This is a genomic window from Streptomyces sp. NBC_00576 (assembly GCF_036345175.1).
Classification (GTDB): domain Bacteria; phylum Actinomycetota; class Actinomycetes; order Streptomycetales; family Streptomycetaceae; genus Streptomyces.
Genome location: NZ_CP107780.1, coordinates 2,872,309 through 2,888,379, shown reverse-complemented (window position 1 = coordinate 2,888,379; position 16,071 = coordinate 2,872,309). Strand labels below are relative to the sequence as shown.

Here is a 16,071-nt window from a genome sequence, read left to right as displayed (position 1 = left end):
TCGAGGTCAACGGGATGCTCGCCCGGTGTTCACTCCGTCGGCCCCTGGGTCGACACCCACCAGCCCGCGATCTGCGCGCGGGTTCGAAAGCCGAGCTTGGTACGGATGTTCCCGACGTGGAAGTCGACCGTGCGCAGCGACAGGACCAGTCTGGCGGCGATCTGCCGGCTACTCATGCCCCTGGCCACCATCGCGGCCACCTCCAGTTCCCGAGGTGTCAAAGGACCGGGGGCGGTGACCGGAACCGCCGGTTCGGCGCCAGGATCCAGGGCATGGTCGATGGCTCGGCCGGGACTGTCGTGACTGCCGCCGATCGAGAGTGCCCTCTCGTACGCTTCCGGACCCAGTGCTCGTACGACCGACTCCTCGCACCGTCCGTGGTCCTCGGCCGTCCGTGGACCGAACGCGTAAATGTCCACACCCAGGTCGCGCAACAGCCTGCGCGCGGAGCCCATGAGCCGACCTGCTCGTTCGTACTCCTCGTGGGAAGCGACGATCCAGGCGAGCGTCTCCAGCATCAGCGCGGTGGTGAGCGGCTCGTTGAAACCGCGCTCGATCTCGAGCGCGGCCCGGATCATCACCAGGGGCTCCTCGCGGTCACCATGCCTCCAGGCGTCCCAGCTCAGTGCCCACAGCGCATGCGCGCGCGCCCACCGCTCACCGTGCGCCTGCGCCAAGTAGACCGTCTGTCGGCCGGTCTCCACCCCACGCGGATTTCCCGTGCACATCTGCACCGCCGCCAACTGGAACAGCTGGAAGACCGCCGAGGCTTCCCCCTCGGCCGCCGTGTGGGCGGCGATCGCGCGTTCGAACAGGGGGACGGCCTCCGCCAGACGTCCCTGGAACATCGCCGATGAGCCGCGAAGGCCCACGACGTAGGCGCGTACCACCTGATCGTCCTGCAGCTCGCCCAGCTCTCCTGCCTCGGTCAGCCACAGGTCGGTCGCCGCATGGTCGGCCTGCAGCAGCGCCACCCAGGACGCGGCGCAGAGCGCCCGGGCACGGGCGGGGGTGGGTTCGGGCGCGGCGGCGAGCGCACGGTCGAGCTGCCGTCGCCCTTCGGCGAGGAATCCGCCGACGCACCAGTGGAAGCGCAGCGCCGCGGCCAGCGCGAGCGTGGCCTGCGGGTCGTCGTCGCGAGCCAGCGCGACCAGCAGATTGGAGTGCTCGGCACGCAGTCGGGTCAGGGCCTCCTCCTGGCCGGGCCCGTACCAGCCGTCGGCGACGCGTTCCGCCAGGGCCAGGTGGAAGTCGCGATGCCGCCGCAGCAGGTGCTCCTCCTCGCCGGACTCGGCGAGCCGCCCCCGGCCGTACTCGCGGATGGTATTCAGCAGCCGGTAACGGTGCAGGCCCTCGTGCTCGGTGAGCATGACGACGGACTGGACGACCAGCCGGTCGAGGAGGTCCAGCACCTCCTGAGCGGGGATGGCTTCTCCGGCGCAGACGTCCTCCGCCGCGTCCAGTGCGAAGCCACCTGCGAAGACCGACAGCCGGTTCCACAGCAGCCGCTCGGTCGGCGAGCACAGCTCGTAACTCCAGTCCATCGCCGCGCGCAGGGTCCGCTGCCGGGGTCCCGCGGTCCGGCTGCCGCCGGTGAGCAGCGCGAAACGGTCCGCCAGCCGCTCCACGACCTGTTCGACGGTGAGCGTACGCAGCCGGGACGCGGTCAACTCGATGGCGAGCGGCAGCCCGTCCAGGTCGGCGCACAGCCGGGTGACCGCGTCCCAATTCGCGCCGGTGATCCGGAAGTCGGGCCGTACGGCGGAGACACGGTCTCGCAGGAGTTCGACCGCTTCGTCCGGAACCTTCAAGGGCAGCACGGTGAACACATTCTCACCGGCGATGCCGAGCGTCTGGCGGCTCGTCGCGAGTACGGTCAGTTCAGGGCAGGCCGACAACAGCGTGCCCACCAACTCGGCGCAGGCGTCGAGCAGATGCTCGCAGTTGTCAAGCACGATCAGCGCCCGGTGCTCGGCCAGATGCTCGGCGAGCGTACCGAGGGCGGATCTGGCGCCCAGATCCACGATGCCCCCAGCGGTGGCGGCAGCGGTTGCCACCGCCGAAGGGTCCCGCACCGCTCCCACGTCGACCAGCCACGTCCCGTCGGGGAAGGCATTCCTGGCCGAGGTGGCCACTTCCAGCGCCAGGCGCGTCTTGCCCACGCCGCCCACCCCGGTGAGAGTCAGCAGCCGCGCCGAGCCGAGGAGGCGGCGGACCTCGGCGATATCGTGGCGCCTGCCCACGAACGTGGTGAACGCCTGAGGCAGGCTGTCCGTTCGGGACACCGGTACGGTCACGTCACTCGCCTCCTACCGGCTTCGAACCCCTGCCCCTGGCGCTCACTTGGCTCGCTGGCGGCCGTACCCGGGCGGCCGATGGAGGCGGCTGCAGCCCGTAACCTGTAGAAATGTAACCATTAATAGCATAACTGGGCGAATCACCCCATGCTCGGTATTCCGCACAGTTCGCTATTGCCGCTTGTTTCCCCTGGTCAGAAGCGCACCCGGCGAGCCACTTGATCCGTCTTATGCCGCCCTGTATCGGGCCGTCCGCTCACGCATCGTTCACGAGCTGCCGGCCGCTGAGCAGCGCGTGATCAGATCTGGCCGAGGTCGATCTCCACAGGGAAGCGAGGCGCCCTCGCGGTCGGCAGACCGCCTTGCCTCGACCACGGATGCGCTGGGCGCCACCACGGCGTACACCTATTTCGACGACGGCGGTCGGTGAGCCGAGGGGGCGGGCCCGCTGATGTGTGGCGCGGGCCAGTTCGTATCCGTCGCGTGGGCGTCCCTCGAAACGTTTCCGCCACGGTTGGACCACGGGCGCCTCGTGACCGACACGGCCTGGGGTTCCTGGGACCCTCCGCGCGCCACCATCCGTACAGATACTCGGACTCCAAGGCCGGTCGAGCCGTGAACTCCCCTTGTCGGGGCGTTAGATTGACGTCTGATGGCTGATGGTGGGCGGAACGGCAGGTCAGGGGGCAAAGCGATGGACAGCGACGGGACGCAGGACGCGCGGGGTACGCATGCGAATCCTGTGCCGCGTCCGGCGGGGCCGCCGGGCGTGCCGTCCGTGCCGCCTCGGCCGGTCGGGGCCCCTCGGCCCGTCGAGCAGGGGGCGCCGCAGGGGGTGCCGCAGGGGGTGCCCGCTCGTGCGTCCGTCGCCGAGTGGCTCAATGAGCCTCGGCCCGATGCCAAGCCCGGGATCTGGCGGTACGGATACCGGCTGCCGAAGGGGGCGCAGGCGGCGGAGCGTCTCTCCCCGGTGACCGTTGTCGGGCTGTTGGTCCCGCTCGTCGTCGGGTTGTTCCTGTGGTCGCTCTGGCGGCGGGGCGCGATGCCGTACCAGTCGGTGCTGCTGAAGCTGTTCACGCCGGAGGACTGGTGGTGGGGCGGCACCGTCTCGCCCAAGGGATGGGAGGGCAGCGCGGCTGTCCTCGTCTACAACGGTGTTTTCTTCCTTGTGCTGCTCTATGGGATGGGGCGGCTCGGTAGTTGGCCCGACATCGCCCGGCATTTTGTCGGGCGCAGGTCACAGCCGTCGCGGGCGCTGCTCGCCGCTCTGGGGGCCCTTCTCACGCTCAGTTTCGTGTTTCCGAACGCCTTTCCGGGCGTCGGCTGGGACGCCCTGCCGCTCGTTGACGCGGTCGTCGCCCTCGTCGCGTTGATCTCCGGCGGGTTCGATGTGTTCGGGTCGACCGCCTTCAAGGTCGGCCTCTACACCGTCATCACCCTGCTTGTCGTGTGGCCGTTCGCCCGCATCGGTGGCTGGTGGGCGTACGCGAAGGAGCGGCTGGCCGCGCGCAAGGCCGCCGCCGGGCCCACCGGGCCCGCGCCCGCCGACCGGCCCCGCGAGCAGTGGCCCGACCTCCGGGAGGCCGGTCAGTACGAGGCCGCCGAGCTGCTCACCGCCGAGGTGGCCGGCGGTCGTATGAACGACGTGGACTGTGCCCGGGTCGAGCACGCGTGGACGCTCGCCAGGCGGGACGGGCTGCTCGCGGCCTTCCGGGACACCGTGCTGCGACAGGGCGCGGCGGCCTGGGTCCACCCCTCCGGAGCCCGGGACCTGTCCCGGCGTACGGCGCGTCACGACCTCTCCGCGGGGCAGGTGCGCATCGGGCGGTGGGCCGAGGCCGAGCGGGCCCCGCTCGTCTATCACGGCGCCGGCGCGGCTCTCGGGCCCGAGGTGCTGGGCACCTCCCTGCTCGCGGTCGGACCGTCGGGGGCGGGCAAGACTCGGCACCTCGTCGAACCGGTGACCGAGGCGCTGGCGCTGCGGGCGCTCACCGGGCAGTGCGCCTTTGTTGCGGTCTCCGCGCCGGGAGCCCACCTTGCCGCAGACTCCGGGTTCGATGTCGTCGTGCGGATCGGGGACCGTTCCTCCGTCCACGACCTCGACCCCTACGCCGACTCCGACGACCCCGACGAGGCGGCCGCCTTCCTCGCCGAGGCGCTGGTGGGCGACCTCGACACCGTCGGCACCGACAGTGCCGCCACCGCGCTCGCCCAGGTGCTCGGCCCCTACCGGGCGGCGTACGGTCGCTTCCCGGCGCTGCCGGTGCTGCGGGAACTGCTGGAGAGCGACCCGGCCGAGCTGTCCGCCCTGCGGGACGCCCTGGCGGCGGACCAGTTCACCGTCATGCGGCGCGAACTCGACGTACGCATCCGGCAGGCGGCCAGCCCGAGCGACGTCGGCCGTGTCCTCGCCGACCGGCTCGCGCTGCTGAACCGGCCGGTCTTCGACGGATTCTTCGGCGGGGGTGGCACGGCTCGGCCCTTCTCCCTGCGCTCCCTCGCCCAGCATCCGCTGCGCGTCCGTATCGACCTGCCCGAGCACGGCCACGAGGAGGCCGCCCGGCTGATCACGCGGCTGGTCCTCGCCCAGTTCTGTGCCGTCGTACGAGACGGACAGCGCCCCCACTTCGCCTGTCTGGTCGTCGACGACGCCACCGGGACGGTCACCGCCGGCTCCGTACGCCGTATCCAGCGGCTGCGCACCCAGAACGCGGGCGTCGTCCTCGCCCTGCGGACGATCGGCGACGTCCCGGAGGCGCTGCACGGGCCGCTGTACGGTGCCGTCGGCTGCCGGATGGCGTTCTCCGGCGTGACGACCTGGGACGGCAGCCGGTTCGCCCAGGCCTGGGGCACGGCCTGGGTGGAGACGCGGGACGTGGCCAAGCACACCGTCTTCGCGGACCAGCCGATGACCCGTGCCATCCACGCCCTGCGCAAGCTGGTCACCGGCAAGGCCGTCACCACCGATGCCGTGACCGTACGTACCGTCGAACGGGAGCGCTGGTCGGCGTCCGAACTGGCGCACGAAGTGCCGCCGGGGCACGCGGTGCTGTCGCTGACGACGGTCGAGGGCGAGCACGCGCCGCCGCTGCTGGTGAATCTGCGGGCCTGAGCGGAGCGTGCGGTACGTACGGTGAGGCAGAATCGGCGCAGGTCGTTCATACGTGGCGGCCAAAAGTTCACGGAGATCACACAGACCTGAAGGCCTCATGCCCCCGACGCTCGCCTCGCTCGTCCACCACTCCGCGCTCAAGCTGACCGTGCGTGTGGGCGGGGACCGCCTGGACGTACCCGTGCGCTGGGCGCACGCCAGCGAACTGGCCGACCCCGTCCCGTACATGGAGGGCGGGGAACTTCTCCTGATCACCGCGCTCAAGCTCGACGCCGAGGACCCCGAGACCATGCGGCGCTATGTGAAGCGGCTGGTCGAGGCGGGGGTGGTGGGACTCGGATTCGCCGTCGGCGTCAACTATGCGGACATCCCGAAGGCAGTCGTCGAGGCGGCGGAGCTGGAGGGGCTCCCGCTTCTCGAAGTCCCGCGACGCACGCCCTTCCTCGCCATCAGCAAGGCGGTGTCGGCAGCCATCGCAGCCGACCAGTACCGCGCGGTGACGGCCGGATTCGCGGCGCAGCGGGAACTGACCCGGCAGGCGCTGAGCGGCGGTCCCGAGGGCCTGCTCGCGGCGCTCGCCTCGCAGGTCGACGGCTGGGCCGCGCTGTACGACGCCTCGGGCGCCGTCGTCGCCACCGCGCCCGAATGGGCCGGACGCCGGGCGGCGCTGCTCACGGCCGACGTCGAACGGTTGCGGGAGCGGCCGGCTCCGGCGAGTGCGGTGGTGGGCGCGGGTGGCGGAGGCGACGAAGCGGAGCAGGACCGGGTCGAACTGCACTCCCTCGGCACCGGACGCCGACCGCGCGCCGCGCTGGCCGTGGGTACGGCGTCCGCGCTGGGCACGGCGGAGCGGTACGCCCTCCACTCGGCCATCGCGCTTCTGACCCTGACCACTGAGCGGTCCCGTTCCCTGCAGGCCGCCGAGCAGCGCATCGGGGCCGCGGTGCTGCGCATGCTGCTGGCCGGCGAACCCGACCACGCGCGCGCCGTCGCCGGGGGCCTGTACGGCGCGTTGCTCGACGCGCCGTTCCGGATCGTCGTCGCCGAGTCGGCGTCCGCTCCGGTGGGGGCGGCGGTACGGGAGGTCGGGGGCGGCGCTGTGAGCAGGCCCACGGCCGGTGCTCTGTTCGCCGCCGATACGAACGGGGATCCGCTGGGCGGACTCGCCGAGTGCCTGGAGTCGGCCGCCGCGCGGGCCGGGGAGGCGGTGCTGGTGGTGCCGGAGGGGGAGCGGCTGGTCGTGCTCGCGGTGGACGGGGGTGCGGCGGTGGGGGCCTGTGAGGAGTTCGCTGCGGCGTTGGAGGGGGCGCGGGCGGAGGTGGTGAGGGGGCGGGGGGATGCTGCGTCGGCTTCTGGCTCCTCCGGGTCTTCCGGCTCGTCCGGGTCTTCCGGCTCGTCCGGCTCGTCCGGCTCCTCTGGTTCCTCCCGTTCCTCTGGTTCCTCCGGCTCCTCTGGGTCCTCCGGTTCTTTCGGGGACGAGGACGAGCTTGTGGTGGGGATGTCGGGGCCGGCAGGGCCCATCGCTGCGGCGGCCGCGTACAAGCAGGCCGAACAGGCGTTGTCGGTGGCCCGGCGGCGGGGGCGGGTGCTGGTCGGGCACGAGCAGTTGGCTGCGGGGTCCGTGGTGCCGTTGCTCGCGGACGATGCGGTGCGGGCGTTCGCGGACGGGTTGTTGCGTCCGCTGTACGAGCATGACGCGACGGGCCGGGGTGACCTGGTGGCGTCGTTGCGGGCGTGGCTGTCCCGGCACGGGCAGTGGGACGCGGCTGCGGCGGATCTTGGTGTGCACCGGCATACGTTGCGGTACCGGATGCGGCGGGTGGAGGAGATTCTGGGGCGGTCGCTGGATGATCCGGATGTGCGGATGGAGTTGTGGCTGGCGCTGAAGACGACGGCGGCGGTGGGGGAGTGAGGCGGGGGATGGGCGGGGTTTGTTTCGCCCCCGCCGCCCCCACCCGTCCCATCCTGAAAGCACTCCACCACGCCAAACCGTCCCACCCCCCACCCCCATCACTCCACCCCGGACAAACAACCCCCCGCCCTCCCCGCCCTACCGTGTATCCATGACCTCCACGCCCGTCACCCACGCCTTCTGGCTCGCCGGCCGCCAGGCCACCGGCGAGACCACCTTCGACGTCACCTCCCCTTGGGACGGACGCCTCGTCGGCAAGGTCGGCGTGCCGACCGAGGCCCAGGTCGAGGAAGCCGTCGCCGCCGCGTACGCCGTCCGTGACGAGTTCGCCGCCACCCCGGCCCACCTCCGCGCCGCCGCCCTGGACCACGTCAGCCGGCGTCTCGTCGAGCGCACGGAGGAGATCGCCCAGCTCATCTCCGCCGAGAACGGCAAGCCGATCAAGTGGGCCCGCGGTGAGGTAGGCCGAGCCGTCTCCGTGTTCCGGTTCGCCGCCGAGGAAGCCCGGCGTTTCAACGGCGGCGAGGCGCAGCGCCTCGACACCGACCCTGGCGGCCAGGGCCGGCTCGCCCTCACCCGGCGCTTCCCCAAGGGCGTCGTTCTCGGCATCGCGCCCTTCAACTTCCCCCTCAACCTCTGCGCCCACAAGATCGCCCCGGCGATCGCGGCCGGCGCCCCCATCATCCTGAAGCCGGCCCCGGCCACACCCCTCTCCGGCCTCGTCATCGGCGAACTCCTCGCCGAGACCGACCTGCCGGCCGGTTCCTGGAGCATCCTCCCGGTCGCCAACGACCGCATGCCCGCCCTCGTACAGGACCCGCGCCTGCCCGTGATCTCGTTCACCGGGTCGGAGAAGGTCGGCTACGCGATCATGGACACTGTGCCGCGCAAGCACTGCACCCTCGAACTCGGCGGCAACGGCGCGGCGGTCGTCCTCGGCGACTACGCCTCCGACACCGACCTCGACTGGGCGGCGACCCGTATCGCCACGTTCTCCAACTACCAGGGCGGCCAGTCCTGCATCTCCGTGCAGCGGGTCATCGCGGACGCCTCCGTGTACGACCGGCTGCTGCCCCGCATCGTCGCCGCGGTCGAGGCCCAGGTCACCGGCGATCCGTCCGACGGCGCGACCGACGTCGGGCCGCTGGTCAGCGAGGACGCCGCCAAGCGGGTCGAGGCGTGGGTCGACGAAGCCGTGCGGGCCGGCGCGAACCTCCTCGCCGGGGGTAAGCGTGACGGTGCCTCCTACGCGCCGACCGTCCTCACCGACGTACCCGGCGATGTCACGATCTCCTGCGAGGAGGTCTTCGGGCCGGTCCTCACCGTGCGGAAGGTGGACGGCGAGGCCGAGGCCTTCGCCGCCGCCAACGACTCCAAGTACGGCCTCCAGGCAGGCGTGTTCACCCATGATCTCCAGGCCGCCTTCCGGGCCCACCGTGCCCTGGAGGTCGGAGGTGTCGTCATCGGCGACGTGCCCTCCTACCGCGCCGACCAGATGCCGTACGGCGGCGCCAAGCAGTCAGGCGTCGGCCGCGAGGGCGTCAGGTTCGCGATGGACGACTACACGTACGAGCGCGTCCTCGTACTGACTGGCCTCGCCCTCTAGCTAATGGGAACCGTTTTCACATACACTCACCGATGACGCGAACGCGCCGTCACGAAAGGGTCCGGCACCGATGCCTTCCGGTGCCGGACCCTTTCCATGCGCCGACCGCTCCGGACCCTCAGCCGGAGAAGCCGACGTGCGCCAGCCGCAACGGGCCGCGCAGTCTCAGGCGTACGTCGCGCACGCCGTCGGTGGTGAGGGCGGCCCGGGCCGTCGTGTAGTCGTACGGGCCCGCCGTCGGGGTCGGTGTCAGGACGGTCGCCTTTTCGTCGCCGTCCAGTACGACCTCGACCACTCCCTCGCCCGCGACCTCGACCGTGACCTCTGCGACCCCCGCCCCGAAGTCGCAGTCCCGGTACAGCAGTTCGGCCTCTCCGCCGCCCGCCGGCGTCACCGCGTCGCCCGACACCTTCGTACGGTCGACGATCTCGGCACCGCTCTGCTCGTCGAAGTCGGCTGCCGCCAGGCCCAGTTGGCGGACCGGACGGGGTGCAGGCGGGGTGCCGGTCACCTGGACCGTCGTACGAGCGCGGATGTCCTCGCTCGACGCGCCCGCCAGGAGTTCGTACGGGCCCGGTGCGAGGCGTCGGCCGCCGATCGCCACGTCCCAGAACTCCAGGCAGCTGAGCGGGAGTTCGAAGGAGACCGTGGCCGATTCCCCCGGTGTCAGGGTGATACGGCGATGTGCCAGCAGTTCCCTGCGTGGGCGGGTGACCGGTGAGTCGGGCGCCCTCGTGTACAGCTGCGCCACCTCGTCCGCCGTGACGTCCCCGGTGTTGGTGACCGTGAACGACACCCGCAGCGTCTCGTTCTCCTCCTCCGTCTCGGCCTTCAGGTCGGCGTACGCGAACGACGCGTACGACAGGCCGTGGCCGAAGGGGAACAGGGGGGTGCCCTCGAAGTAGAGGTACGTCTGCCGGGAGCCGATGATGTCGTAGTCCAGCAGGTCGGGGAGGTCGGCGTCGTCGGCGTACCAGGTCTGCGGGAGGCGGCCCGCCGGTGAGACGTCGCCTGCCAGGACGCGGGCCAGGGCCGTGCCCGCCGCCTGGCCGCCGTGCGCGGTCCACAGGGCTGCCGGGAGACTCGATACGTCTACCGCGTACGGGTACGCCGAGGTCAGGGCCAGGACTGTTCGGGGGTTCGTGGCGCGGGCCGCGTCCAGCAGGCGCTGCTGGTGGGCGGGGAGGCGCAGCGTCGTGCGGTCCTCGGTCTCGCGGCCGTTGACGTGCGGGTCGTTGCCCGCGACCACCACGACCACGTCCGCCCGGGCGGCCACTCTCTTCACCGATTCCTCACCGCGTTCGGCGACGATCAGCTCGAAGATCTCCCCAGGGGTCTCCTGCCCGTCGGCAACCTTCACGCCGTCGGCGGCGACAGAGACGTGGCGACCAGTACCGACGTGCCTGAGGAGGTGACCGTTTTCGTGCGATTCGTTGGACCCCTGGGGCTCCAGGCGGAACGTCTCCTGAACGATCCAGCCGCCGGGCTGGTCCGCCGACGCCCGTACGTAGCCGTCCTCCGCGACCGAGAGGTAGCGGCCGTCGGGTGCCCGCAGCGTCAGGATTCCCTCGCCCCAGTCGATCAGCGCGAACTCGGTGCCGTCGGCGTCGGCGGTGAGCGCGGGCAGGTCGGTGCGGCCCGCGAGCAGGGCCGGGTCCAGCGCGCCCTCGGCGCCCCGGGCGACGTCGGGCGAGTTTTCGGCGGGCGGTACATGCAGGAACGTACCCGCGGACGTCCGCAGCCGTACGCGGTCCACGCCCTCGGCGAACTCCACGTGCTCGGCGCCGAAGCGCTCGTACAGGGCCTCCAGCGGTGTCGAGCGGTGGATGAGGGTGCCGCTGTACCAGTCGACCTTGCACTCGTCGGCGAGCAGACCGACGACCGCCACCCGGGTGCCGGGGGGCAGGGGCAGCGTGCCGTCGTTCTTGAGGAGGACGATCGCCTGTTCCGCCGTCTCCTGGGCGAGGGCGCGGTGGGCCGGGGTGTCGAAGTCGCTGGTGTCCGCGTACGGGTCGTACTGCGGGTCGAACTCGCCCAGGCGGAAGCGGACCGAGAGCTGGCGGCGGACCGCCCTGTCGATGTCCTCCTCCGTCAGCAGACCCTGGGACAGGGCGCCCTGGACGCGGGCGACGATCTTCGAACTGTCCGTGCCGTGGTCGGTGAAGCTGTCCACGCCGGCGATCAGCGAGGCGGCCGTCGCCTCCTCGTGGGTGTCGAAGTAGTGCTCCGAATCGACCAGGTTGGAGGGCGCCCCGGCGTCCGAGCAGACCAGCAGGTCCTCGTCCGTCCAGGCGCGCAGCTGCTCGTTCAGGTACGGCGAGACGTGGTTGGGGCGGCCGTTGACCAGGTTGTACGCGGGCATCACGCCGGCCACGGCGCCCGCCTCGACCGCGTCGCGGAAGGCGCGCAGGTCGTACTCGTGCAGGACGCGCGGGCGGACCGAGGAGGACGTGATGTCCCTCCCGGTCTCGTTGTTGTGGGCCAGCCAGTGCTTGAGGACCGGGGCCGTGCGCCAGTACGCGGGGTGGTCGCCGCGCAGGCCCCGGGTGTACGCGGTGGCGATCGCCGAGGTCAGCTTCGGATCCTCCGAGTAGCCCTCCTCGTTGCGGCCCCACAGCGGGTGACGCAGCAGATTGACCGTGGGCGCCCAGACGTTGAGGCCGACGCGGTCGTCGCGGCTCCGCATCGCGCGGACCTCCTTGGACACCGCCTCGCCGACGCGGCGCACGAGCTCCTCGTTCCAGGTCGCGCCGAGACCGACCGCCTGCGGGAAGAGGGTCGCCGGGCCCATCCACGCCACCCCGTGCAGCGCCTCCTGGCCGGTGCGGAAGGCGGCGACGCCGAGGCGCTCGACGGCGGGCGCGAACTGGTGCAGGAACGCGATCCGTTCGTCGAGGGTCAGGCGCGACAGCAGATCGTCGATGCGCTTCGCGGTCGTCAGCTGCGGATCGCGGAATGGCGGCGAAGGCGGCGTTTGTGCGGTCACGTGGGGTTCCCTTTGCGATGGAGCGGCTCGGCACATTCGAAGCGCTTCGATGCTCATTCGACGTGGGGGTGGGTGTCAAGAGACCTCGGTGCAACAACTCCGTTTCCTGCCTGTGATGTCAAGGAGCTTATGGGGGCGGTCCGGGCCGTCGTGCGGGGTCCCGTACCCCGGAGGAATCTTGGATCCGACCCTTGTGCGCCCTCAGGTGTTCACTTAACCTCGCAGCAACATCGAAGCGCTTCGACTAACTGGGAGCTACCGGGATCACCTCCTGGAACGCCATCCGGGTGGAGCAGTCCTCCGCAGTCCTCCGAGGACTCCTTCCTCTCGGCCAGTCACGCCAGTCACGCCAGTAACACTCAAGACACCGCAGCCGACGGCTCCACCGCCGGGTGTCCTGGTGCGCCATGAAGGGTTGACGCAATGACGCCGAACGCCTCCTCCGCCTCCTCCGTACCGAGCCGGAGAAGCTTCCTCGCCTCCACCGCGGTCGTCACCGCAGCGGTCGCGGGCGGGATGCCGCTGCTCGCCGCCTGCGGAGGCTCGGACAGCAAGTCGCGCGAGGGCACCACGTCGGGCAAGGACGCGAAGAAGATCCTGCCGGCCTTCGTGGCCAGCAATGTGGTGCAGCCGGACATCCCGTCCAAGAACGGTTCGTCGATGGGCTTCACCGCCCCGCTCGACATCGCCACGCTCAAGACGTCGGTGGCGAAGAAGCTCGGCAGCGGCGGCAAGGTCACCATCATGTCGCCGTTCTGGGGCTCGCCGCCGAAGGGGAACAACCCCTACTACACGTCGATGAACGACCTGATCGGCGTCGACGTCCAGTGGCGGAACCAGGACGGCAACACCTACGACCAGAAGCTCGGCGCGGTACTCGCCTCCAGCGACGTCCCGGACGTGGTCGTCATCCCCGGCTGGAACATGATGGGCAAGATACCCAGCGCCATCGCCGGCAAGATGGCCGACCTCGGCCCGTACCTGTCCGGCGACAAGGTCAAGGAGTACCCGAACCTCGCGGCGATCCCCACCGGCGCCTGGCAGCGCTCCATCTTCGGCGGCAAGCTGATGGGCCTGCCGATGCCTTCTCCGTCGGTCCAGAACATCGTGCCCCTCTACCGTCAGGACATCTTCGAGAAGGAGGGCTACGAGGTCCCGCGGTCCTCCGACGAGTTCATGGCCCTGTGCAAGGACATCACCAATGCCCGCGCCAAGCGGTGGGCCTGCGGTGACATGAAGTGGACCGCGATGAACAACTTCGGCGTGTTCAGCGGTGGGGAGAAGCCGCTCTGGTGGGAGATGGTCGACGGCAAGCTGGTCAACCGCCTCGAAACCCCGCAGTACCTCGAAGCCATCGAGTGGATGCGCAAGCTGTTCGCCGCCGGAGTCGTCCACCCCGACTTCGAGTTGGGCAAGAGCTCGGCCACCGACCCGGCCCCCAAGTTCGCCGCCGGCGAGTTCCTGATCTGGAACAACAACCTCGTCAACTGGTACGGCCAGCAGGCCTCCCTGTCCACCCAGAACCCCGACGTCAAGGTCTGGGGCATGGACATCTGGAACCACGACGGCGGTGACCCGACGCTGTACGCGGCCAACCCGGCCGGCATCTTCGCCTTCGTCAGCAAGAAGGCCTCCGAATCCGTCATCCGCGACGTGCTGGCGGTCGCCAACGTCACCGCGGCGCCGTACGGCACCAAGGAATGGATGATGACCAACTACGGCGTCGAGGGCACGCACTACACCCTCAAGGACGGCGTGCCGGTCAAGAACGACAAGGGCAACAACGAGGTCCTCAACGCCTACGTCATGGTGGCGAGCCCCGCCCCGACCATCGCCCACCCCGATCTCCCGGACTACACCAAGGCCATGGTCGAGTGGGAGCAGCGGACAGGCGCCTTCACCAAGAAGTCGCCCTTCTGGGGCCTGCAGATCACCGAGCCCGCCCGCTACACCAACCTCGCCAACGACTTCGAGCAGCTCGAGGACGACATCATCCGCGGCCACAAGAAGATCAGCGACATGCAGCAGGCCGTCTCCGACTGGAAGAGCAAGGGCGGCGACGGGCTGCGCGACTGGTACAAGAAGCTGCTCGACGAGAACGGCACGGCGGCGAGCTGATCAGGCTCTGAGGCTAGGAGAACGGCTGTGTCCCACGGCACGGTGCCTCGGAGCAGTGCCGAGGCCAGCACACCGGTGAAGACCCCGGTGGCGTCCGACGACGCCACCGACACCCCGAAGGTACGGAGTTCGGGGAAGCTGAGCCTCCGGCTCAGGTACAGACGCGACCGCGTCATGATCCTCATGACGCTGCCTGCCATCGCGCTGGTCCTGGTCTTCAACTATCTGCCGATCCTCGGCAACATCGTCGCCTTCCAGGACTACGACCCCTACATCAGCGACAACGGCATCGTCTCCATCCTGCACAGCCCCTTCGTCGGCCTGGAGAACTTCCAGCGGATCTTCGAGGACTCGGCCTTCTGGAACGCCGTCCAGAACACCCTGGTGCTGTTCTTCGTCCAGCTAGTGCTGTTCTTCCCGATCCCGATCCTGCTCGCGCTGCTCATCAACAGCGTGGTCAGGCCCCGAATACGGGCCGTCGCGCAGGCGGTCCTCTACCTGCCGCACTTCTTCTCCTGGGTGCTGGTCATCGCCGTCTTCCAGCAGATGTTCGGCGGCGCGGGGATGCTCTCCCAACTGCTGCGGCAGAACGGGTACGACGGCCTCAACATCATGACCAACCCGGACACCTTCCCCTTCCTGATCACCGCGCAGAGTGTGTGGAAGGACGCCGGCTGGGGGATCATCGTCTTCCTCGCCGCGCTGGCCTCGGTGCCCACGGACCACTACGAGGCCGCCGCCATGGACGGCGCCGGACGCTGGCGCCGCATGTGGCACGTCACGCTGCCCGCCCTGCGTCCGGTGATCGCCCTCCTCCTCGTGCTGCGCGTCGGCGACGCCCTGACCGTCGGGTTCGAACAGATCCTGCTGCAACGCGACGGCGTCGGAACGGACGCCGGGGAGATCCTCGACACCTTCGTGTGGTGGAACGGCGTACGCAACCAGGACTTCGGCTACGCGGCCGCCGCCGGTCTCATCAAGGGCGTGGTCAGCATCGGTCTGGTCCTCGCCGCGAACAAGGTGGCCCATCTCATGGGCGAGCAGGGGGTGTACAAGAAATGACGTCCGTGATGTGGGAGCCCCGCCAGGACACCGAGCCGGTACAGCAGAAGGCGCCCCGCTGGTGGGAAGCGCCTCCGCGCCCGGCATGGGAGGAAGAGCCCTCGAAGGCCGGCCTCGCGGGCAAGGGCATCGCCCTGGCGTTCGCCTGCCTGGCGGTGATCTTCCCCCTGTGGATCGTGCTCGTCACCAGTCTCTCCTCGCGCAAGACCATCGACGAGGCGGGCGGCCTCGTGATCGTGCCCAAGGGCCTCAGCTTCATCGCCTACCAGGAACTGCTCAGCGGCGGCCAGGTCACCCGTGCCGCGCTCGTCAGCATCTTCGTCACCCTGGTCGGCACGCTGTTCTCGATGGCGGTGTCCATCATGTGCGCCTACGGCCTGTCCCGCAGCGGCTCCCTCGCCCACCGCGGGATCCTGATGACGCTGCTGGCGACCATGTTCTTCAGCGCCGGCCTCATCCCCACCTATCTGCTGGTGCAGTCCCTCGGCCTGACGGACAGCTATCTCGCGCTGATCCTGCCGAGCGCGGTGAGCATCTTCAACATCCTGGTGCTGCGGGGCTTCTTCATGGGGATCTCGCCGGAACTCATCGACAGTGCGCGCATCGACGGCGCCGGTGACTTCCGCATCCTGTGGCAGATCGTCCTGCCGCTGTCCCGTGCGGTGGTCGCGGTGATCACGCTGTTCTACGCGGTGGGGTACTGGAGCGCCTGGTTCAACGCGTCGCTCTACCTCAACAACCAGGACATGATGCCGCTGCAGAACATCATGATCCAGCTTGTACAGAAGCAGGAGGCTCCGGTCGGTCTGGGGCAGGCCATCAAGACCGGTCAGCTGTCGGGGCTGGCCGTGCAGATGGCCGTCATGGTGATGGCCCTTCTTCCGGTGGCGGTTCTCTCGCCGTTCGTGCAGCGCCACTTCAAGAAGGGCATGTTGACCGGCGCGATCAAGGGCTGACCTCCAGGTTTCGCTGTACGGG

8 protein-coding genes are annotated in these 16,071 nt (G+C 70.0%); 6 read left to right on the top strand and 2 right to left on the bottom strand.

What is annotated here, in order from left to right; genetic code table 11:
• Positions 1–29 precede the first annotated feature (29 nt).
• Positions 30–2,297: an ATP-binding protein gene (locus tag OG734_RS11920; protein ID WP_330287471.1), complete on the bottom strand. Its 2,268-nt coding sequence runs from the start codon at positions 2,295–2,297 to the stop codon at positions 30–32.
• Between the two features lie 694 nt (positions 2,298–2,991).
• Here OG734_RS11920 and OG734_RS11915 point away from each other — a divergent pair.
• From OG734_RS11915 to OG734_RS11905, 3 genes are all read left to right on the top strand, one after another.
• Entirely contained in the window at positions 2,992–5,409 is a 2,418-nt protein-coding gene (locus tag OG734_RS11915; RefSeq protein WP_330287470.1) for an ATP/GTP-binding protein, read from the top strand.
• 97 nt (positions 5,410–5,506) lie between these two features.
• Complete coding sequence (locus tag OG734_RS11910) at positions 5,507–7,321, top strand: PucR family transcriptional regulator (RefSeq protein ID WP_330287469.1); 1,815 nt, start codon at positions 5,507–5,509, stop codon at positions 7,319–7,321.
• 151 nt (positions 7,322–7,472) lie between these two features.
• Positions 7,473–8,927 carry an aldehyde dehydrogenase family protein gene (locus OG734_RS11905; RefSeq protein ID WP_330287468.1) on the top strand — a complete coding sequence of 485 codons (1,455 nt, stop codon included), beginning with the start codon at positions 7,473–7,475 and terminating at the stop codon, positions 8,925–8,927.
• 118 nt (positions 8,928–9,045) lie between these two features.
• Here the strand turns inward: OG734_RS11905 and OG734_RS11900 are convergent, their stop codons facing one another.
• Entirely contained in the window at positions 9,046–11,913 is a 2,868-nt protein-coding gene (locus OG734_RS11900) for a glycoside hydrolase family 3 C-terminal domain-containing protein (protein WP_330287467.1), read from the bottom strand.
• Positions 11,914–12,336: 423 nt separating this feature from the next.
• Here OG734_RS11900 and OG734_RS11895 point away from each other — a divergent pair, with 423 nt between their 5' ends.
• Genes OG734_RS11895 through OG734_RS11885 form a run of 3 tightly spaced genes read left to right on the top strand, consistent with a single transcriptional unit; the run spans position 12,337 to position 16,049 of the window.
• Complete coding sequence (locus tag OG734_RS11895) at positions 12,337–14,031, top strand: substrate-binding domain-containing protein (protein ID WP_330287466.1); 1,695 nt, start codon at positions 12,337–12,339, stop codon at positions 14,029–14,031.
• A gap of 27 nt (positions 14,032–14,058) precedes the next feature.
• The gene (locus OG734_RS11890; RefSeq protein WP_330287465.1) at positions 14,059–15,093 is read left to right on the top strand and encodes an ABC transporter permease; all 1,035 of its coding nucleotides are present in this window, start codon (positions 14,059–14,061) and stop codon (positions 15,091–15,093) included.
• 8 nt (positions 15,094–15,101) lie between these two features.
• Complete coding sequence (locus tag OG734_RS11885; protein ID WP_443065079.1) at positions 15,102–16,049, top strand: carbohydrate ABC transporter permease; 948 nt, start codon at positions 15,102–15,104, stop codon at positions 16,047–16,049.
• The last annotated feature ends 22 nt before the right edge of the window (positions 16,050–16,071 follow it).